The sequence below is a fragment of the Mesorhizobium sp. B2-3-15 genome, from assembly GCF_006442875.1.
GTDB classification, from domain to species: domain Bacteria; phylum Pseudomonadota; class Alphaproteobacteria; order Rhizobiales; family Rhizobiaceae; genus Mesorhizobium; species Mesorhizobium australicum.
In genome coordinates this window covers 70,465-90,039 of record NZ_VFVO01000009.1, presented here as the reverse complement: position 1 = coordinate 90,039, position 19,575 = coordinate 70,465, and the positions used below count along the sequence as shown (strand labels likewise).

Here is a 19,575-nt window from a genome sequence, read left to right as displayed (position 1 = left end):
GTTCGCGGGACAGTCACCCGCGGACCGCGCCTAGAGCGCCTCGGCGCCCGAAATGATTTCGATCAGTTCCTTGGTGATCTGCGCCTGCCGCTGGCGGTTGTAGGTGATCGATAGCTTGTTGATCATCTCGCCGGCGTTGCGCGTCGCATTGTCCATGGCGCTCATCTTGGCGCCCATTTCGCCGGCGGCGTTTTCGAGCAGCGCCCGGAAAACCTGCACGGAGATGTTGCGCGGGATGAGGTCGGAGAGGATTTCGCCCGGCTCCGGCTCATATTCATAGACGGCGCTGCCGCCATCCACCGCCGCGGCCGGAGCCGAAGCGGTGCTGGCCGGGATGATCTGCTGCGCGGTCGGGATCTGGCTGATCACCGACCTGAACTGCGAATAGAACAGCGTGCAGATGTCGAAGGCGCCCTCGTTGAAGAGATGGATGACCTTCTTGGCGATCGCATCGGCATTGACGAAGCCGAGCGTCTTGACCTCGCGCAGATCGACACGGTCGATGATCATCGATGCATAGTCGCGGCGCAGGATGTCGAAGCCCTTCTTGCCGACGCAGATGATCTTGACCTGCTTGCCATCGGCCAGAAGCCGGCGGATGTGGTCGCGGGCAAGACGGGCGATCTGCGAATTGAAGCCGCCGCACAGGCCGCGCTCGGCGGTACAGACCACGAGCAGATGCACGGCGTCCTTGCCGGTGCCGGTCATCAGCGCCGGGGCATCGCCGCCACCGCCGATCGCTTGGGTGATGTTTGCCAGCACGGAACCCATGCGCTCCGAATAGGGGCGCGCCGCTTCCGCCGCCTCTTGCGCACGGCGCAGCTTCGCCGCGGCGACCATCTGCATCGCCTTGGTGATCTTCTGCGTCGCCTTGACCGAGGCGATACGGTTACGAAGGTCTTTTAATGAAGGCATGCTTCAAACCTGATCCCGTCTTGTCTCATCCGGACTGGCGCTTCGCTTAGGCGAAGGTCTTGGCGAAGGCGTCGATCTCGGCCTTGAGCTTGGCGCGCAGATCGTCCGAAAGCGCCTTTTCCTTGCGGATGGCGTCGAGAACGTCCTTGCCCGCCGCACGCATGTGGCTGAGCAGGCCGTGCTCGAACTTGCCGACCTGGTTGACCGGCAGCTTGTCGAGATAGCCGTTGACGCCGGCAAAGATCACCGCGACCTGCTCTTCCGTCTTCAGCGGCGAGAACTGCGGCTGCTTCAGGAGTTCGGTCAGGCGCGATCCGCGGTTGAGCAGGCGCTGCGTGGCGGCGTCGAGATCCGAGCCGAACTGCGCGAAGGCAGCCATTTCGCGGTACTGCGCGAGCTCGCCCTTGATCGAGCCGGCGACCTGCTTCATCGCCTTGATCTGCGCGGCCGAGCCCACGCGGCTGACCGACAGGCCGACGTTGACGGCCGGACGGATGCCCTGGAAGAACAGGTTGGTTTCGAGGAAGATCTGGCCGTCGGTGATCGAGATCACGTTGGTCGGGATATAGGCCGACACGTCGTTGGCCTGCGTCTCGATGATCGGCAGGGCGGTCAGCGATCCGCCGCCCAGATCGTCGTTGAGCTTGGCAGCGCGCTCGAGCAGGCGCGAGTGCAGGTAGAAGACGTCGCCGGGATAGGCTTCGCGGCCCGGCGGGCGGCGCAGCAACAGCGACATCTGGCGATAGGCGACGGCCTGCTTCGACAGATCGTCATAGCTGATCAGCGCATGCATGCCGTTGTCGCGGAAATATTCGCCCATGGTGCAGCCGGCGAACGGCGCCAGGAACTGCATCGGCGCCGGGTCGGAAGCGGTGGCGGCGATGATGATCGAGTATTCGAGCGCGCCGCGCTCTTCCAGAACCTTGACGAACTGCGCGACGGTCGAACGCTTCTGGCCGACGGCGACGTAGACGCAGTAGAGCTTTTCCTTTTCCGGGCCGTTGTCGTGCACCGACTTCTGGTTGAGCATTGTGTCGAGGATGATGGCGGTCTTGCCGGTCTGGCGGTCACCGATGACCAGCTCGCGCTGGCCGCGGCCGACCGGGATCAGCGCGTCGATGGCCTTGAGGCCGGTCGACATCGGCTCGTTGACCGATTTGCGCGGAATGATGCCCGGCGCCTTGACGTCGACACGCTTGCGTTCGGTCGCCTTGATCGGGCCCTTGCCGTCGATCGGGTTGCCGAGCGCGTCGACGACGCGGCCGAGCAGGCCGGGGCCGACGGGAACGTCGACGATGGCGCCGGTGCGCTTGACGATGTCGCCTTCCTTGATGTCGCGGTCGGCACCGAAGATGACGACGCCGACATTGTCGGCTTCGAGGTTGAGCGCCATGCCGCGGATGCCGCCGGGGAACTCGACCATTTCGCCGGCCTGCACATTGTCGAGGCCATAGACGCGGGCGATACCGTCACCGACGGACAGCACCTGTCCGACTTCGGAGACCTCGGCCTCCTTGCCGAAATTCTTGATCTGGTCTTTCAGAATTGCGGAAATTTCCGCGGCGCGGATGTCCATCAGCCGACCTCTTTCAGTGCAAGCTTGAGCGAATTGAGTTTGGTTTTGAGCGACGTATCGATCTGGCGCGAGCCCATCTTGACCACCAGCCCGCCGAGCAGCGACGGATCGATGGTGACGGAGATGGCCACGTCCTTGCCGGCAACGCCCTTCAGCGCCGCCTTGAGTTCGGTCTGCTGGGCCGCGGTCAGCTCATGAGCCGACGTCACCTCGGCGGCAGCCTCGCCACGGTGTTCAGCGGCGATCTGGCGGAACGCCTTGATCATGCCGGGCACCGCGAACAGGCGGCGGTTCTTGGCGACGACGCGCAGGAAATTGCCGGTCAGGCCGGTGATGCCGGCCTTGTCGGCGATCGCCCCGATGGCCTTGGCCTGGTCCTCGCTGGAGAATACCGGGCTGTTGATCAGCCGGGCCAGGTCGGCACTGCCCGCGAGCATGGCCTCGAAACTGGTGAGGTCGGCCTCGACCTTGGCCACGGAATTTGCCTGCGATGCCAGTTCGAACAGCGAACCGGCATAGCGTTCTGCGACACCTGAGATTGGCGATGACGATTGAGCCACGGACCGTCTTTTCTCTTGTCTGACAGGCCGCAGATTGTTGGCGCGAGCAAAAACTCTGGCTAAATCTTTGACCTTACTGCATTTTTCCAAGCACGGAGGCGCGGCTTCCGCTATCCCCGGCCGAAAGTCGATTGCCGTCTAGCACAGGCATTTTAAGACCGCAATGCGTCGTTCCGCATGGTTTTCAGGCACTATTGTCGCATCCGGCGAAAGATCAGCGTCCTGCGCACCTGAATACCCCAGGATTCAGGGCACAAAGCCGAAGGCAAAGGCGAGCGGCAAGGCCGCGAGCGCCAATTCCACCACAATGGAAACCCAATTGAAAGGTGTACTGGCGCCATCCGACATCATCGACAGCAGCCGGCCGAATGCGGTGAACAGCCAGGAAAACCCGAGCGCCATGTAGACCAGGGGCTGCGCGAGCAGGATGCAGCACAGGCCGACTCCGAGATAGAAGCCCGACATGCGGCCGCGCCCCTCGGCGATCGCCGCCGCCTTCTCGGGTTTCGCCTGCAGGCGCAGGATACGGAACGCCAGCCCCGGCGCCAGGAAAAACAGAAGGCCGAGCAGCACGGTGAAGGCCGCGCTCGACCAGGCCAGCCATTCGCCCTGGCTCGTCGGCCATGGAAGCGCAAAATCCATCGTGTCCCCTCGAAATGCCTGTTTTGAAAGTCGCTGACATTCTAGCGAAGGAAAGAGCCGGCGCCAGATGGCTTCAGCCACTTTAGGAGACGCGCATCAACCGAGTGCGAATTCCACCGCCGCCCCGGCATGGATGCGCGTCGTGTCGAAAACCGGGATGTCGAAATCATCCTGGCCGATGAGCATGGTGATCTCGGTGCAGCCCATGATCAGGCTGTCGGCGGCTTCGTCGCGGCGCAAGCGGTTTGCCTCGGCGACATAGGCCGCCTTCGAGGCTTCGGTGACGATGCCCTGACAGAGTTCCTCGTAGATGACACGATGCACCATGTCGCGCCCGGCCGAATCCGGCACCACTGGCGACAGGCCATATTTGTCGGCGAGCCGGCCCTTGTAGAAGTCCTGCTCCATGGTGAACCGCGTTGCCAGCAGCGCCGGCCGCCGCAGGCCGGCCTGCCTGACCGTGGCCGCAGTGGCGTCGGCGATATGGATCAGCGGGATCGACACAGCCGCCTGCACTTGGTCGGCCAGTCTGTGCATGGTGTTGGTGCACAGAAGCAGGCCCTCCGCGCCGCCGGCCTCAAGTTTGTGTGCGGCATCGATCAGCAGCGCACCGGCACCGTCCCAGTCGCCATCATGCTGCCGTTCGGCGATCTCGGCGAAATCGAACGACCAGAGCAGCAGCTTCGCCGAATGCAGACCGCCCAGCCGCTCGCGCACGATCTCGTTGAGCAGGCGGTAGTAGATGGCGGTCGATTCCCAGCTCATACCGCCGAGCAAGCCTAAGGTTTTCATGAGATCTTCCGTTTCTCTCGTCGAGGCAGCTGTAGCTGAATTTGTGTTCCTACAAAAAGCTCTGCGGGTCGATGTCCACCTGCACCCGAACCGAGCCGCGCTGTTTCGGCCCGTTGGCCAGCATGGTGCGGATGAAGCCCTGCATGTCGGCGCGCCGTTCGCCCTGGATCAGCAGGCGGAAGCGGTGGCGACCGCCGAGCAACGATAATGGCGCTTCCGCCGGCCCGAGCACGACCAGATCCGGCGCCTCCGGTGCGGAGCGGCGCAGGCCGCGTGCATGGCCTTCCGCTTCCGCCCGCGTCACCGCGCTGACGATGACGCCTGCCAGCCGGCCGAAGGGCGGCAAGGCAGCGCGTTCGCGCTCTGAAATCTCGCGCTGGTAGAAAGACTCGGCATCGCCGGAGACGATCGCCCGCATCACCGGATGGTCGGGCTGGAAGGTCTGCAGCAGGCCAAGGCTCTTCTTGCCGGTGCGGCCGGCACGGCCGGTCACCTGGCTGAGCAGCTGGAAGGTGCGCTCGGCGGCGCGCGGATCGCCATTGGCAAGGCCCAGATCGGCATCGACGACGCCGACCAGCGTCATGTTCGGGAAATTGTGACCCTTGGCGACCAGTTGCGTGCCGATGACGATATCGGCCTCGCCGTTGGCGATAGCCTCCAGTTCCAGCCGCAACCGTCGTACACCCCCCATTATATCCGACGACAGCACGATGGTACGCGCGTCCGGGAAATGCGTGACGACCTCTTCGGCGATGCGCTCGACTCCCGGCCCGCAAGCGACCAGGTGGTCGAGCGTGCCGCATTCGGGGCAGGCTTCCGGACGGCGCTCATTGTGACCGCAGTGATGACACACCAACTGGCCGCGAAAGCGGTGTTCGACCAGCCAGGCCGAGCACACCGGGCAACCGAAGCGATGGCCGCAGACCCGGCACAGCGTCAGCGGCGCATAGCCGCGCCGGTTGAGGAACAGCAGCGACTGTTCCTGCTTCTCCAGCGTCTTGCGCATATGGTCGATCAGCACCGGCGACAGGAAGCCGCCACGGGCCGGCGACGCGCGGCGCATGTCGATCGACTTGAGATCGGGAAGTGCCGCCTCGGCGAAGCGGGCGGAAAGAACAGCCCTGGCGTAGCGGCCCTGGCTTGCGTTGACCCGGCTTTCGACCGACGGCGTCGCCGACGCCAGCACCACCGGAAAGCTGCCAATATGCCCGCGCACGACAGCCATGTCGCGCGCATTGTAGAAGACACGGTCTTCCTGCTTGTAGGCCGGGTCGTGCTCCTCGTCGACCACGATCAGGCCAAGTTCCTTGAACGGCAGGAACAGCGCCGAGCGTGCGCCGGCGACGACACGCACGCCCCCTTCCGCCACTTGCCGCCAGACTTTTTCGCGCATCCTGGGCGGCAGATCGGAATGCCATTCCCCCGGCTTGGCACCGAAGCGCTGCTGGAAGCGTTCGAGGAAAGCATGCGTCAGCGCGATTTCGGGCAGCAGGATCAGCACCTGTTTTCCCTGATCGAGCGCGGCCGCCACCGCCTCGAAATAGACCTCCGTCTTGCCGGACCCGGTGACGCCGTCGAGCAGCGCGACATTGAACGCACCGGCCGCGACATTGGCGCGCAGCATCGACGCGGCGTCGTTCTGGTCCGGCATCAGGTCCGGCACGGCATAGCTTGGGTCGGGTGCGGCCACCACCGGGCGCGGCGGGATCATCACCGTTTCGAACACGCCTTGCGCTTTCAGCCCCTCGATCACCGTCGACGACACGCCGGCGGCATGCGCCAGCCCCGAGCGCGTCCAGGCCAGCCCTCCTTCGGCCGTCTCCAGCACCCGCGTCCTCGCATCTGTCATCCGATCGGGCATGACGAGCGTCCGCTGCAGTCCTTCGATCCAGGGTTCGGGATCGAAAGCTTCCGGCGCACGCAGCAGCATTCGCGCCACCATGCCCGGAGCCGACAGCGTGTATTGCGCCACCCAGTCGACGAAGCGGCGCATGGCGCGATCGATCGGCGGACAGTCGAAAACCTGTTCGATCGGGCGCAATTTCCTGGCATCGACCTGCTCGACCACGCCGTCCCAGACGATGCCCGCGACCTGACGCGGCCCGAGCGGCACGCGCACGATCGAGCCCGGCACCACCCGCATGCCGGCCGGCACGGCATAGGTGTAGGGGCGTTCGGCCGGCATCGGCACCAGCACCGGTGCGGCTGCGACAAAGGGCGAATCTTCGATCATGAGGCGTGACCTTGCCCCGACTTTGCTCTAGATCAAAGGGCAACGCTGAACGTGCCTTCGCAGGCACCACGAAATCGTCAGGAGACCGCCATGAAATTTTTTGCCGACACAGCCGATATCAAGGAAATCCGTGAACTGATCGATCTGGGGTTGCTCGACGGCGTCACCACCAACCCGTCGCTGATCCTGAAATCGGGCGGCAAAATCGCCGAGGTCACCAAGCAGATCTGCGACATCGTCGAAGGCCCGGTTTCCGCGGAAGTCGTGGCGACCGAATACAAGCAGATGATGGCCGAGGCCGAGGTGCTGGCCAAGATCGCGCCGAATGTCGCGATCAAGGTGCCGTTGACGCTGGACGGATTGAAGGCCTGCAAGACGATCCGCACCGAGATGAACCGCATGGTCAACGTCACGCTGTGCTTCTCGGCCAACCAGGCGCTGCTCGCCGCCAAGGCAGGCGCCTCCTTCATCTCGCCCTTCGTCGGCCGCATCGACGATACCGGTTCTGACGGCATGGAAGTGATCCAGGAGATCCGTCAGATCTACGACAATTACGATTTCCAGACCGAGATCCTGACCGCTTCCGTGCGCACAGTGAACCACGTGAAGCAGGCGGCGCTCATCGGCGCCGATGTCGTCACCGCGCCACCCGCGACCCTGAAGGCGCTGGTCAATCACCCGCTGACCGACAAGGGCCTTGCCGCCTTCCTCGCCGACTGGGCAAAGACCGGCCAGAAAATCGGCTGAGCGAGCTTATGCCCGATACGAAAAAAGGCCGGGCAACCGGCCTTTTTATGCGTTGCGGATCAAGGGGCCGATCGATCCGTGCCGTCATCCCCAGGGATGGTTACCGGTGGGCGCTTGCCCGCCATGATCTCGCGCTTGCCGACATGGTTCGGTGCGCCGACCAGACCCTCCTTCTCCATCCGCTCGACCAGTGAAGCGGCGCGGTTGTAGCCGATGCCAAGGCGGCGCTGGATGTAGGACGTCGAACATTTCTTGTCGCGCAACACCACCTTGACCGCCTCGTCATAGCTGGAATCGCCGTCCTCGGCGGCAACGGCTCCCTTGTCGAAGACCGCTCCCTGGTCGTCTTCCTCTTCCTCTTCATCCTCGTCGGCCGTTACGGTCTCCAGATATTCGGGGCGGCCCTGCGCCTTCAAATGCGCCACGACATGCTCGACCTCGGCGTCGGACACAAAGGGGCCGTGCACGCGGGCGATGCGCCCGCCGCCCATCATGTGCAGCATGTCGCCCTGTCCGAGCAGCTGCTCGGCACCCTGCTCGCCCAAAATGGTGCGGCTGTCGATCTTGGAGGTGACCTGGAAGGAGATGCGGGTCGGGAAGTTGGCCTTGATCGTGCCGGTGATGACGTCGACAGAGGGCCGCTGCGTTGCCATGATCAGGTGGATCCCGGCGGCGCGCGCCATCTGCGCCAGGCGCTGGATTGCGCCTTCGATCTCCTTGCCGGCGACCATCATCAGGTCGGCCATCTCGTCGACGATGACGACGATGTAGGGCATCGGCGCTAGGTCGATCTCCTGCTGTTCGAACAGCGGCTCGCCGGTGCCCTTCTCGAAGCCGGCCTGCACGGTCATGACGACCGTCTCGCCCTTGTCGCGGGCAGTGGCGGCACGCTCATTGTAGCCGTCGATGTTGCGCACGCCGAGCCGCGCCATCTTGCGATAGCGGTCTTCCATCTCGCGCACTGCCCATTTGAGCGCGGTAACCGCCTTCTTGGGATCGGTGACGACGGGCGTCAGAAGGTGCGGGATACCGTCGTAAACTGACAGCTCAAGCATCTTCGGGTCGACCATGATCAGCCGGCATTCTTCCGGCTTCAACCGGTAGAGCAGCGACAGGATCATGGTGTTGATGGCGACCGACTTGCCGGACCCGGTGGTGCCGGCGACGAGCAGATGCGGCATTTTCGCCAGCTCGGCGATGACAGGTTCGCCGCCGATCGTCTTGCCAAGGCAAAGCGCCAGCTTGCAGCTGGTCTTGCGGAAGCCCTGCGATTCGATCAGTTCACGGAAATAGACGGTCTCGCGTGTCTCGTTCGGCAGCTCGATGCCGATGACGTTGCGGCCGGGCACCACGGCGACGCGCGCCGAGACGGCCGACATGGAGCGAGCGATGTCGTCGGCGAGACCAATCACGCGGGAAGATTTGACGCCCGGCGCCGGCTCGAACTCATAAAGGGTAACGACCGGGCCGGGGCGAACATGGATGATCTCGCCGCGCACGCCGAAATCCTCCAGCACGCTTTCCAGGAGATCGGCATTTTGCTCGAGCCGCTCCTGCGACATGTAGAAGCCCTGCCCTTCCGGCGGCTGCTGCAGCAGCTCCTCCGAGGGAAGCGCGTAGCCTTCGCCCGTCACCGGCTGCACAACCTTTCCGGCCATGGGCAGCGACGGCGAACGCACGGCGGGAACGGTTTCCTCCACGCGTTGCAAAAGTGGCGCCGGGGCGGCGCTGGCTGCGGCAGGCGCCGTCGCGGCCGTTGTCCGACCGAGCCGGGCGGCTCTGCCCGCCGGGACGGCCGGCTCGATCACCACCGTGTTGGAGTTGGCCGGAAAGACGTCCGGCAGGGCAGGTGGAACCTGGCCAGGAAGGCATTCGATGACACGGAACAAGGCGGTGACATCGGCCACCGCCGGTCCGGAGACATCGGCCCGCGCGGTGGCAACCGGCGGAGCCGGGACCGGTGCACGCGGGACCGGGCTGACTTGGCGGGCGGGCGTCACGTCGACCAGAAGCGGCGCCAAGCCCTCGAAGAAGGCGTGATCCGAAAGATAGGGCCGCCGGGCTTTTTCAGCGGGGGCTGCTTTGACCGGCGCGCCATTCCCGCCAACGGGCGCCGGGCGCGTGGCCGCCCGTGCCGTTGCTGGCACCTTTAGAGCCGCCGGCGCAACGCCTTGCGCCATCTCCCCGCTACGCGCCGGCTGAGCGGGCCCGGCCGGTGCCGGTCCGCGATGCATGACGGCCCCAGGACCGACCTCCTGCGTCGGGAGCGCCTGCCGTGCGTCCTGCTCGGCAACGTCGTCCTGCGGTTGGCGGTGCTTTGGCTCATAGTCCGGCGTGCGTGTAAAACGCACATTGGGTGCAAGGAAAAAATACTCTTGCCAGGCCGGGCTTTCGGTGTCGCCACCATGCGGGAAAGAAGCGCCGGACTGGCGGACATCGACCTTGCCGCGCGGGCCGCCGGAACGCTCTCCTTGGGGGTCATCGGGCGCAGCTGTGTGCAACGAATTGATCCGAGAAAAACGCCTGGCTTCCATGCTCAAGACTCACTGTGAAACGACTGCCGAGCAATAGGGAGCGAGTGGTTAACAGTTGCTTCCCGTCAGCGTCGCTGGAGCGATCGAGACGCATCTTTCGCGGCGAAGCGCTGGGCTGGAAAGCGGGGCGAACCTTGGTCACGGGAAAAACCCGCGGACAGCATTCACATGGCGCCAAAAGCCCAGCTGCCGGCGCGTTTCCGTCGCCCGGACACAGGATCGGGACATCGAGAGAATGAAAGAGGGCGTTCGGCCCTCTTTGAGACGGCGAACGCGCTAGCTGGCCGCCTTGCCGTGCCGGGCCAGATCCTGGGCGATCGACAGCTGCAGGGCTTCAGCCAGTTCGCGCGCGGCGCGGTTCTCGGCGTCGATCTGCGCCCGGTAGGAGGCAAACTCCTGACGCGGCCTGTCGAAGGACGAGGTGATCGCCCGCTTGCCGACGGCGATCACCGCGCCGGTTTTCACATCGGTCAGCGTGTAGCCCGCGGTCAACGTCACCGAACCGGCGGTCGGCTCGTCCTGATCGGTTCCATTCTGTACCAGCGCCGAGGATTCAACGCCTTCGCTCACGCCGAGGTCGAGGGAATAAAGCGGCGAGGCGGGCTCGCCTGCGCCGCGCCCGAACCCGAAGATCAGATTGTTACGCACCTGCTGGGCATAGCGCGTCCGGACCGGCTTGACGGCGATCGATGCCATCTCGGCATTGGCGGTCGAGCCCGTCGACAACGGCGCGCTCGAATAGAGCGGCCGCACCTGACAGGCCGAAATGAGCGCCAGCGAACCGACGAGGCCGGCAAGCGCGATGCGGCGCAGCAGACGGCCCAGCTCTGTCTTTTCCCGATCAGGCAACGACATTGACGATCCTCTGCGGCACGATGATCACCTTGCGCGGAGCCTTACCTTCAAGTGCTTTCTGCACGAAGTCGAGAGCCAAGACCGCTTTTTCGACCGCACCTTGGTCCGCGTCGCGGGCAATTGTCAAATCCCCCCGCTTCTTGCCGTTGACCTGCACCGGATAGGTGACTTCGTTGTCGACGACCAGTGCCGGATCGAAGACCGGCCACGGCCGTTCGGCCACCAGATCGACGCCGCCCAGCGTCTCCCAGCACTCTTCGGCCAAGTGCGGCATCACGGGCGCGATCAGATGCACCATGATATCAATCGCCTCGCGGCAGGCGCTTTTCAGCGCCGGAACGGCCTTGCCTTCCGCCACTTCGTTAAGCGGGGCCGTCAGCACGTTGGCAAGTTCATAGATGCGAGCAATGGCGCGGTTGAAGGCGAGCTTCTCGATGTCTTCGCCAACCGCCTTCAGGATCTTGTGCGCGGCCTTGGAAACCGCCCCGGCCTCGCCATCATTGGCCGCCTCGGGCGCAACCCCTGCCAGCGTCTCGGCCGCCGTCGACACCAACCGCCAGATGCGCTGCATGAAGCGATGCGCGCCGGCGGCACCGTCGTCGGTCCACTCGACATCGCGCTCGGGCGGCGAATCCGACAGCATGAACCAGCGCGCCGTATCGGCGCCGTAGCCATCGGTGATGTCTTCCGGGCTCACCGTGTTCTTCTTCGACTTCGACATCTTCTCGAGCGGGCCGATGGTGACCGCCTCGCCGGTGGCGACGTCGATGGCGCGGCGCTTGCCGTCGACGTCATCCAGACGAACCTCGGTCGGCGCCAGCCAGCGCCCATTTGACGCCGAGCCGACACGGTAGGTTTCGTGAACCACCATGCCTTGCGTGAACAGGCCTTTGAACGGCTCGGCCAGGGCAACATGGCCGGTCTCGCGCATGGCGCGGGTGAAGAAGCGCGAATAGAGCAGATGCAGGATCGCATGCTCGATGCCGCCGATATATTGGTCGACCGCCAGCCACTCGTTCGCTGCCTTGGGATCGGTCGGCTCATGCGCCCACGGCGCGGTGAAGCGGGCGAAATACCAGGACGAATCGACGAACGTGTCCATCGTGTCGGTTTCGCGCCGCGCGTCCTTGCCGCATTGCGGACACTTCACATGCCGCCAGGTCGGGTGACGGTCGAGCGGATTGCCTGGCCGGTCGAAATCGACATCGTCGGGCAGCTTGACCGGCAGATCGGCCTTCGGCACCGGCACCACACCGCAATCCTCGCAATGAATCATCGGGATCGGGCAGCCCCAGTAGCGCTGGCGCGAAATGCCCCAGTCGCGCAGGCGGAAATTCACCTTGCGCTCGGCCATTGGCCGGTTGCCGATGGTCTTTTGCTCCAGCAGCCTGGCGACTTCATCGAAAGCGCTGTCCGGCGTCATGCCGTCGAGGAACCGCGAATTGATCATCGCGCCATCGTCGACATAGGCCTCGTCGACGATCTGGAACGTCTTGGGATCGGCGCCGTCAGGCATCACCACCGGCACCACCGGCAGGCCGTATTTGTTGGCGAAGTCGAGGTCGCGCTGGTCATGCGCCGGACAGCCGAAGATGGCGCCGGTGCCGTACTCCATCAGCACGAAATTGGCGACGTAGACAGGCAGCGTCCAGCTGTCGTCGAAGGGATGGACGACGCGGATGCCGGTGTCGAAGCCCTTCTTCTCGGCCGTCTCGAGCGCCGCCACCGAAGTGCCCATATGGCGCACTTCGTCGATGAACTTCGCCAAGGCCGGATTGGTCGCCGCGGCCTTCTTGGCCAGCGGATGATCGGCGGCGATTGCCATGAACGAGGCGCCGAAAATGGTGTCCGGCCTTGTCGTGTAGACTTCCAGCTCATGCTCGCCGGCGATTTCCGAGGCCAGCGGCCAGCGGATCAGCAGGCCTTCCGAACGGCCGATCCAGTTCTGCTGCATCAGCTTCACTTTTTCGGGCCACTCGTCGAGACCGTCCAATGAATCCAGCAAATCCTGGGCAAAGTCGGTGATCTTGAAGAACCATTGCGTCAGCTCGCGCTGTTCAACTAGCGCACCGGAGCGCCAGCCGCGCCCGTCGATGACCTGCTCGTTGGCGAGCACCGTCATGTCCTCCGGATCCCAGTTGACCTTGGAGGATTTGCGCGTCACCAGCCCCTTCTCGACGAAGTCGAGGAACAGCATCTGCTGGCGGTGGTAGTAATCGACGTCGCAGGTGGCGAATTCGCGCGCCCAGTCCAGCGACAGGCCCATTACCTTGAGCTGCTCGCGCATGGCGGCGATGTTCTGGTAGGTCCATTCCTTGGGATGCACCTTGTTCTGCATCGCGGCGTTCTCAGCCGGCATGCCGAAGGCATCCCAGCCCATCGGATGCAGCACGTTGAAACCCTTGGCGCGCTTGTAGCGGGCCACCACGTCGCCCATCGTGTAATTGCGGGTATGGCCGATATGGATGCGCCCCGACGGATAGGGGAACATTTCCAGCACGTAGTATTTCGGACGCGGATCGTCATTGTGCGCTTCGAAAAGCTTCTTCTCGGCCCAGGCCTTCTGCCATTTGGGTTCTGACGCGCGCGGGTTGTATCGTTCGGTTGCCATGGGACGTTTTTCACTTAAAAGCATACGGACTGCGGGCAAGAGCCCGGCAGTTCATGAAATGTGGTCCGGGTGTTCACCATGGTTTGGCAAACCCGTCAACCATATGGGCACCGCGGCTGACAAAAACGCGGGTCAAAACAGCGGGATTTGCATATGGGCGACACCGTTCAGCAGTTTTTCGCGGTCAAGGCGAAGATCGCCGCCGCCGAGCGGGAGGCCGGCCGTAAAGCCGGCGCGGTGACGCTGGTGGCAGTCTCCAAGACCTTCGACGCCGCCGACATAGGCCCGGTCATCGAGGCCGGCCAGCGCGTCTTCGGCGAAAACCGCGTGCAGGAAGCGCAAGGCAAATGGCCTGACCTGAAGGAAGCTTTCCCTGGCATCGAACTGCACCTGATCGGCCCGCTGCAGTCGAACAAGGCGAGGGAAGCGGTGGCGCTGTTCGAGGTCATCGAGACGGTCGACCGCGACAAGATCGCCGCGGAGCTCGCCAAGGAAATTGTCCGGCAAGGCCGTGCGCCAAAACTCTATGTCCAGGTGAACACCGGTTCCGAACCGCAGAAAGCCGGGATCGAACCGAGCGAGGCGGTCGCCTTCGTCAGACGCTGCCGGGAAGTGCACGGCCTCGGCATCGAAGGCCTGATGTGCATCCCGCCGGCGGACGAGAACCCCGGCCCCCACTTCGCCTTGTTGGAGAAACTCGGCAAGGAAGCCGGGGTCGCCAAACTGTCGATGGGCATGTCCGGCGACTACGAGACCGCGATCGCCTTTGGCGCCACCAGCGTCAGGGTCGGTTCGGCGATTTTTGGAAGCCGGTAGTCCGAATTTCCAGCTTGCCCTGCATATCGCTGGGCCTGATCTACAAGCACCATTATACCAGTGCTTGAAACGAAACGTGCCGTTCCTATTTGCCTTGATGTCACCGCACATCCTCCTGGAGTCTCACGATGCGTTACAATCAGCTTGGAAACACGGGGCTATTCGTCTCCGAACTTTGCCTCGGCACTATGACCTTCGGCGCCGCCGGCCAGAACGCCCAATGGGGCCTGATCGCCAGCCTCGACCAGAAGGGCGTCAACGAGATCGTCGGCCGCTCGATCGCCGCCGGCGTCAACTTCTTCGACACGGCCGACGTCTATTCCGTCGGCGAGTCCGAACGCCTGCTTGGTCAGTCGCTTAGGGATCTCGGTGTTGCCCGGTCAAACGTGGTCATCGCCACCAAGGTCCACGGCGCCATGGGTGAGGGACCAAACCAGCGCGGCTCCTCGCGCGGCCATATCATGGATTCGGTCGACGCCAGCTTGGAGCGGCTGCAGCTCGACCATATCGATCTCTATCAGTTGCACGGCACCGATGCGGTGACGCCGATCGACGAGACGCTGCGGGCACTTGATGATCTCGTCTCCAGCGGCAAGGTCCGCTATGTCGGTGTCTCCAACTGGCAGGCTTGGCGCATCGCCAAGGCGCTCGGCATCGCCGACCGCAAGGGCTTTGCCCGCTTCGAGACCGTCCAGTCCTATTATTCGATCGCCGGCCGCGACCTCGAACGCGAGATCGTGCCGCTGATCAACGAGGAGAAGCTCGGCCTGATGGTGTGGTCGCCGATGGCTGGCGGGCTGCTGTCCGGCAAATATGGGCCCGGCGCGCCGGGCAATGGCGAGGGCCGCCGCGCGTCCTTCAACTTCCCGCCGGTCAACGAGGACCGCGCCTGGGCGGCGGTCGCCGTCATGCGGGAGGTCGCCGAGAAGCATGATGTCGGCGTCGCGACCGTGGCTCTCGGCTATGTCCTGGCCAAGCCTTTCGTGATGAGCGTGATCATCGGCGCCAGCCGCATGGACCAGCTCGAGCAGAACCTTGCCGCCACCAGCCTCAAGCTCGATGCCGACGATCTCGCCAGGCTTGACGAAGTGAGCGCACTACCCGCCGAATATCCCGGCTGGATGGTCGAACGCCAGGGCGCCGGCCGTCGTCCGGGGCCTTTCGTGCCGAAGGCATAGCGCGTACCGCTGGCAAGTCGGTCCTTCAACGCCGCGCGTCTCATCGACGCGCGGCTTCGATTACAGCCGAACGGTCTCGGCAAGAAAGTCGAGAAAGGCCCGCACACGTGCCGGCAGGTGTTTGCCCTGGCCGACATAGACGGCATGCGTCGGCTCTTCGTCGCCGGGGTTGAAATCTTCCAGCAGCGGCACCAGCCGGCCGGCGGCAATGTCGGGTTCGACATGCCAGCGCGCCAGTCGGGCGATGCCGGCCCCGGCGACGGTCGTTTGGCGCATCGCCTCGCCATCGGTCAATGCCAGGTTTCCGACAACCGGGGTGATCACCGGCGCGCCTGCCGTATCGATAAAAGGCCAGCCGTCGATATGCCGCGCGAAACTGAAGGCGAGCATGTTGTGACGCCCGAGATCGGACAGCGTGCGCGGCGTGCCATGTGCTTCGAGATAGGAAGGTGCCGCGACCACCACCATTCGGCTTTGACCGAGCTTGCGCGCCACCAGCCTCGATTCGCGCAGCGGCCCGGCGCGGATCGCGACATCGGCCCGCTCTTCCAGCAGGTCGATCACGCTGTCGGTCAGCACAGCCTCGACGAAAATTTCGGGATAGCGCTCCAGAAAGCGCGGCAGCAGTTCCATCAGCCGGTGTTGGCCGAACGGCACGTAGCTGTTAACTCTCAGCCTGCCGCGCGGCGCGGCTCCTGCCGCCGCTTCACGCTCGGCCTTATCCATGTCGGCGAGCACGCGCACGCCGCTGTCGTAGAACGCCGTCCCTTCCGGCGTGAGCTGGAGCTTGCGCGTCGAGCGGCTGACAAGCCGCGCCCCAAGCCGGGTTTCGAGCCGTGCTATCAGCTTGCTCACCGCCGATGGCGTCATCCGCAGCTGCCGCGCCGCGGCCGAAAAACTACCCGCCTCGACGACGCGCACGAAGACTTCGATCTCGCCGGAACGGTTGATGTCGGGCCTGGCCATCTGTGAATCTATTTCACAAGAAGTGTGCCTTGGGCAAGTCTGGTTCACAACATCGCGGATCATGATCTTCAGGGCCGGGGCGCGGACTGAGCGTCCTTCGCCGACAGATGGGACCATCGCCATGCCTCTTGCTCTTTATGCCCTCGCCGCCGGTGCTTTTGGCATCGGTGTTACCGAATTCGTCATCATGGGCCTGCTTATCGATGTCAGCAAAGACCTCGGCGTGTCGATCTCCGCCGCCGGCCAATTGATCTCTGCCTATGCGCTCGGTGTCGTCATCGGTGCACCCTTGTTGACCATTGCCACGGGCAACTGGCCGCGCAAAACCGTGCTGCTGGCGCTGATGGCGATCTTCACGATTGGCAACCTCGCTTGTGCGCTGGCGCCCGATTACTGGACGCTGATGGGTGCCCGCATCATCACCGCCTTCGCCCACGGCACCTTCTTTGGCGTCGGCTCGGTCGTCGCCACTGGTCTGGTCGCGCCCAACAGGAAGGCTTCGGCGATCGCGCTGATGTTCACCGGCCTGACCATCGCCAACATCCTAGGCGTGCCCTTCGGCACCTGGCTCGGCCAAGCCTTTGGCTGGCGTGCGACCTTCTGGGCGGTGACCGCCGTCGGCCTGGCGGCCTTCGCCGTCATCCTCGCCCTGGTGCCGCGCGGCCAGGCAGCGCCCGAGAAGAGCGATCTGCGCGCCGATCTCGCCGTTCTGCGCCGCACGCCCGTCCTGCTCGGCCTCGCCACCACGGTGCTCGGCTATGCCGGCGTCTTCGCCGTCTTCACCTACATCGCCCCGTTGCTCACCGAGATCAGCGGCTTCAGCGAAGCCGCTGTATCGCCGATCCTGCTCGTCTTTGGCGGCGGCCTCATCGCCGGCAATCTCGCCGGCGGCAAGATCGCCGATCGCTGGCTGGTGCCGGCGGTGCTCGGCAGCCTCGTGGTGCTGGCGCTGGTGCTTGCCACGATGAGCTTCGCCATCCACAGCCAGGTCATGGCCGTGATCTATGTCGGCCTGCTCGGCGCCGCCGCCTTCGCCACAGTGGCGCCGCTGCAGATGTGGGTGCTGGAAAAGGCGCAAGGCGCCGGCCAGAGCCTGGCCTCATCGTTCAACATCGCCGCCTTCAATCTCGGCAATGCGGCCGGCGCCTGGCTTGGCGGCGCGGTCATCGCCCATGGCCTTGGACTGGGTTCGCTCACCTGGGTCGCCGCCCTGCTGCCGCTCGCGGCGCTCGCCGTGGCCGGACTGGCGCTCCGCCTTGATGGTGGCACCACATCAGGTGCGCCTGTCTCCGTCCGGTCGTGACGCCAGCCGACACCCGAATCCTCTCGACCTCTTCACAAAACACCAGGAGCAAGAAAATGGACTATCGACGTCTCGGCGCATCGGGCCTGAAAGTCCCGGCGCTTTCATTCGGCGCGGGCACCTTCGGCGGCTCCGGCCCGCTGTTCGGCGCCTGGGGCAACAGCGACGCGCAGGAAGCGCGGCGGCTGATCGACATCTGTCTCGAGGCCGGCGTCAACCTGTTCGACACGGCGGACGTCTATTCGAACGGCGCCTCGGAGGAGGTGCTCGGCGAAGCGATCAAGGGCCGTCGCGACGCGGTGCTGATCTCGACCAAGACGGCGCTGCCGATGGGCGAAGGGCCGGGCGACTACGGCTCCTCGCGCTCGCGGCTGATCAAGTCGGTCGACGCCGCGCTGAAGCGCCTCGGCACCGATTATATCGACCTGCTGCAACTGCACGCCTTCGATGCGGGCACGCCGATCGAGGAAGTGCTGTCGACGCTGGATGACCTCGTTCGCTCCGGCAAGCTGCGCTATGTCGGCGCCTCCAACTTCTCCGGCTGGCAGGTGATGAAGTCGCTCGGCTTGGCGGAGAAGCACGGCTATCCCCGCTACGCCGCGCATCAGGTCTACTATTCGCTGCTCGGCCGCGACTACGAATGGGAGCTGATGCCGCTCGGCCTCGACCAGGGCGTCGGCGCGCTGGTGTGGAGCCCGCTCGGCTGGGGCCGCCTGACCGGCAAGATCCGCCGTGGCCAGCCTCTGCCGGAAAAGAGCCGGCTGCACGAGACGGCTGATTTCGGGCCGCCGGTCGGGGACGAGCATCTCTATCGGGTCATGGATGAGCTCGACGCGGTGGCGCAGGAAACCGGCAAGACCGTGCCGCAGATCGCCATCAACTGGCTGCTGCGGCGCCCGACCGTTTCCTCCGTTATCATCGGCGCTCGCAACGAGGAGCAGCTGCGCCAAAACCTTGGCGCCGTCGGCTGGGCGCTGACACCGGAGCAGGTGAAGAAGCTCGACGCCGCAAGCGAAGTCACCGCGCCCTACCCGTACTTTCCCTATCGCCGCCAAGAAGGCTTCGCCCGCCTCAACCCGCCGGCGGTTTGAGCCGCGCTGGCGTTGAAGCTGCCATCTCCCCCCTTGCGGGGGAGATGTCCGGCAGGACAGAGCGGGTGTGAAGGAACGCGGCGTTGACTAGAACCACTAGCGGCGAACGGCCCCATGGATAATTGCTGAGATGTCGACGGGACAGCACCCCCCTCTGCCCTGCCGGGCATCTCCCCAGCAAGGGGGGAGATCAGCTGTATCACCGCTCAATGCAGCACGAACTCGCCATCCACCTTGCGCCATTCATTCGGCGCGATCAGCTTCTGGTGCGTGTAGACCACCGAATGCAGTGGCCCGTCGAGCTTGGCTTTCCAGAATTCGATGAACCGGATCAGCACCGGAAACCTCAGAGCGATGTCGTAGTCCTGCCAGACGAAGCTCTGCAGGAGATGCGGGTGGTCGGGGAAATGATAAAGAATCTTGGCCGTGGTCAGGCCGTAGCCTTTGAGCATCAGGTCCATTTCAAGATGGTGGTGCATTATGGTCCCCTTGGGCGGTCCCCTGGTTGATTCTCCTTTCCTCCCAGCTGCCAATTGTGCGCGCCGTTACTTAACTGTCTATTGATTTTTGTTGATCTCAAAGGGAACTTTTCGCGTAAAAACATGCGGTTAGCAGCGAACCGCGTCGAGTGCTGACAGTTCCGGAAAGCGCCCCTGCGGCATCCCGCCGCGCGAATCCAACGTCTAATGTTGCCGTCGCGACGGAACTGGTAATAATGCCGCCGAATTCGCGGCTGCGTCGCCGCGATCCCGCGGG

The 19,575-nt window shown here is 64.4% G+C and carries 16 protein-coding genes; 5 read left to right on the top strand and 11 right to left on the bottom strand.

Annotated features, from left to right (window positions below):
- Window positions 1-30: 30 nt before the first annotated feature.
- The 6 genes from FJ954_RS19265 to FJ954_RS19240 all read right to left on the bottom strand — a co-directional run bounded on the left by FJ954_RS19265 (window position 31) and on the right by FJ954_RS19240 (window position 6,718).
- Entirely contained in the window at window positions 31-915 is an 885-nt protein-coding gene (locus tag FJ954_RS19265) for a F0F1 ATP synthase subunit gamma (RefSeq protein WP_140662549.1), read from the bottom strand.
- A gap of 46 nt (window positions 916-961) precedes the next feature.
- Entirely contained in the window at window positions 962-2,491 is a 1,530-nt protein-coding gene (gene atpA / locus FJ954_RS19260) for a F0F1 ATP synthase subunit alpha (RefSeq protein ID WP_015315171.1), read from the bottom strand.
- On the bottom strand, window positions 2,491-3,051 hold the full coding sequence (locus FJ954_RS19255) for a F0F1 ATP synthase subunit delta (RefSeq protein ID WP_140616577.1): 561 nt from the start codon (window positions 3,049-3,051) through the stop codon (window positions 2,491-2,493). The genes atpA and FJ954_RS19255 overlap by 1 nt, the downstream gene beginning before the upstream one ends.
- A 246-nt stretch (window positions 3,052-3,297) precedes the next feature.
- Window positions 3,298-3,693: a DUF4345 family protein gene (locus tag FJ954_RS19250; protein WP_140662548.1), complete on the bottom strand. Its 396-nt coding sequence runs from the start codon at window positions 3,691-3,693 to the stop codon at window positions 3,298-3,300.
- Between the two features lie 96 nt (window positions 3,694-3,789).
- Entirely contained in the window at window positions 3,790-4,485 is a 696-nt protein-coding gene (locus FJ954_RS19245) for an aspartate/glutamate racemase family protein (RefSeq protein WP_015315168.1), read from the bottom strand.
- 49 nt (window positions 4,486-4,534) lie between these two features.
- Window positions 4,535-6,718: a primosomal protein N' gene (locus FJ954_RS19240; RefSeq protein ID WP_140662546.1), complete on the bottom strand. Its 2,184-nt coding sequence runs from the start codon at window positions 6,716-6,718 to the stop codon at window positions 4,535-4,537.
- Between the two features lie 90 nt (window positions 6,719-6,808).
- Here FJ954_RS19240 and fsa point away from each other — a divergent pair, with 90 nt between their 5' ends.
- On the top strand, window positions 6,809-7,465 hold the full coding sequence (gene fsa, locus FJ954_RS19235; RefSeq protein ID WP_140662544.1) for a fructose-6-phosphate aldolase: 657 nt from the start codon (window positions 6,809-6,811) through the stop codon (window positions 7,463-7,465).
- 59 nt (window positions 7,466-7,524) lie between these two features.
- Here fsa and FJ954_RS19230 read toward each other — a convergent pair whose 3' ends face one another.
- The 3 genes from FJ954_RS19230 to leuS form a co-directional block, all read right to left on the bottom strand.
- Window positions 7,525-9,999, bottom strand: a complete 2,475-nt coding sequence (locus tag FJ954_RS19230) for a DNA translocase FtsK (RefSeq protein ID WP_140662543.1) — start codon at window positions 9,997-9,999, stop codon at window positions 7,525-7,527.
- A gap of 276 nt (window positions 10,000-10,275) precedes the next feature.
- A complete protein-coding gene (locus FJ954_RS19225; protein ID WP_015315162.1) occupies window positions 10,276-10,854 on the bottom strand; it encodes an LPS assembly lipoprotein LptE in 579 nt (192 codons plus the stop codon).
- Complete coding sequence (leuS, locus tag FJ954_RS19220) at window positions 10,841-13,465, bottom strand: leucine--tRNA ligase (RefSeq protein ID WP_140662541.1); 2,625 nt, start codon at window positions 13,463-13,465, stop codon at window positions 10,841-10,843. The genes FJ954_RS19225 and leuS overlap by 14 nt, the downstream gene beginning before the upstream one ends.
- A gap of 153 nt (window positions 13,466-13,618) precedes the next feature.
- On the opposite strand from leuS, the gene FJ954_RS19215 reads away from it, so the two are divergent.
- Window positions 13,619-14,281, top strand: coding sequence for a YggS family pyridoxal phosphate-dependent enzyme (locus tag FJ954_RS19215; RefSeq protein WP_140662539.1), 663 nt, complete (start codon window positions 13,619-13,621; stop codon window positions 14,279-14,281).
- A 128-nt stretch (window positions 14,282-14,409) separates the two neighbouring features.
- On the top strand, window positions 14,410-15,459 hold the full coding sequence (locus FJ954_RS19210; protein WP_015315159.1) for an aldo/keto reductase: 1,050 nt from the start codon (window positions 14,410-14,412) through the stop codon (window positions 15,457-15,459).
- A 60-nt stretch (window positions 15,460-15,519) separates the two neighbouring features.
- Here FJ954_RS19210 and FJ954_RS19205 read toward each other — a convergent pair whose 3' ends face one another.
- Entirely contained in the window at window positions 15,520-16,425 is a 906-nt protein-coding gene (locus FJ954_RS19205; protein ID WP_015315158.1) for a LysR family transcriptional regulator, read from the bottom strand.
- Window positions 16,426-16,546: 121 nt separating this feature from the next.
- On the opposite strand from FJ954_RS19205, the gene FJ954_RS19200 reads away from it, so the two are divergent.
- Complete coding sequence (locus FJ954_RS19200) at window positions 16,547-17,728, top strand: MFS transporter (RefSeq protein WP_140662537.1); 1,182 nt, start codon at window positions 16,547-16,549, stop codon at window positions 17,726-17,728.
- Between the two features lie 56 nt (window positions 17,729-17,784).
- Entirely contained in the window at window positions 17,785-18,819 is a 1,035-nt protein-coding gene (locus tag FJ954_RS19195) for an aldo/keto reductase (protein WP_015315156.1), read from the top strand.
- A gap of 206 nt (window positions 18,820-19,025) precedes the next feature.
- Here the strand turns inward: FJ954_RS19195 and FJ954_RS19190 are convergent, their stop codons facing one another.
- Window positions 19,026-19,298 carry an aspartate-semialdehyde dehydrogenase gene (locus FJ954_RS19190; RefSeq protein ID WP_140662535.1) on the bottom strand — a complete coding sequence of 91 codons (273 nt, stop codon included), beginning with the start codon at window positions 19,296-19,298 and terminating at the stop codon, window positions 19,026-19,028.
- Between the last annotated feature and the right edge of the window lie 277 nt (window positions 19,299-19,575).

What these genes read in the sequence shown, in the direction of transcription:
- FJ954_RS19265 (WP_140662549.1), bottom strand. Translation starts at nt 915, where the DNA reads ATGCCTTCATTAAAAGACCTTCGTAACCGTATCGCCTCGGTCAAGGCG.
- atpA (WP_015315171.1), bottom strand. Translation starts at nt 2,491, where the DNA reads ATGGACATCCGCGCCGCGGAAATTTCCGCAATTCTGAAAGACCAGATC.
- FJ954_RS19250 (WP_140662548.1), bottom strand. Translation starts at nt 3,693, where the DNA reads ATGGATTTTGCGCTTCCATGGCCGACGAGCCAGGGCGAATGGCTGGCC.
- FJ954_RS19245 (WP_015315168.1), bottom strand. Translation starts at nt 4,485, where the DNA reads ATGAAAACCTTAGGCTTGCTCGGCGGTATGAGCTGGGAATCGACCGCC.
- FJ954_RS19240 (WP_140662546.1), bottom strand. Translation starts at nt 6,718, where the DNA reads ATGATCGAAGATTCGCCCTTTGTCGCAGCCGCACCGGTGCTGGTGCCG.
- fsa (WP_140662544.1), top strand. Translation starts at nt 6,809, where the DNA reads ATGAAATTTTTTGCCGACACAGCCGATATCAAGGAAATCCGTGAACTG.
- FJ954_RS19230 (WP_140662543.1), bottom strand. Translation starts at nt 9,999, where the DNA reads ATGGAAGCCAGGCGTTTTTCTCGGATCAATTCGTTGCACACAGCTGCG.
- FJ954_RS19225 (WP_015315162.1), bottom strand. Translation starts at nt 10,854, where the DNA reads ATGTCGTTGCCTGATCGGGAAAAGACAGAGCTGGGCCGTCTGCTGCGC.
- leuS (WP_140662541.1), bottom strand. Translation starts at nt 13,465, where the DNA reads ATGGCAACCGAACGATACAACCCGCGCGCGTCAGAACCCAAATGGCAG.
- FJ954_RS19215 (WP_140662539.1), top strand. Translation starts at nt 13,619, where the DNA reads ATGGGCGACACCGTTCAGCAGTTTTTCGCGGTCAAGGCGAAGATCGCC.
- FJ954_RS19210 (WP_015315159.1), top strand. Translation starts at nt 14,410, where the DNA reads ATGCGTTACAATCAGCTTGGAAACACGGGGCTATTCGTCTCCGAACTT.
- FJ954_RS19205 (WP_015315158.1), bottom strand. Translation starts at nt 16,425, where the DNA reads ATGGCCAGGCCCGACATCAACCGTTCCGGCGAGATCGAAGTCTTCGTG.
- FJ954_RS19200 (WP_140662537.1), top strand. Translation starts at nt 16,547, where the DNA reads ATGCCTCTTGCTCTTTATGCCCTCGCCGCCGGTGCTTTTGGCATCGGT.
- FJ954_RS19195 (WP_015315156.1), top strand. Translation starts at nt 17,785, where the DNA reads ATGGACTATCGACGTCTCGGCGCATCGGGCCTGAAAGTCCCGGCGCTT.
- FJ954_RS19190 (WP_140662535.1), bottom strand. Translation starts at nt 19,298, where the DNA reads ATGCACCACCATCTTGAAATGGACCTGATGCTCAAAGGCTACGGCCTG.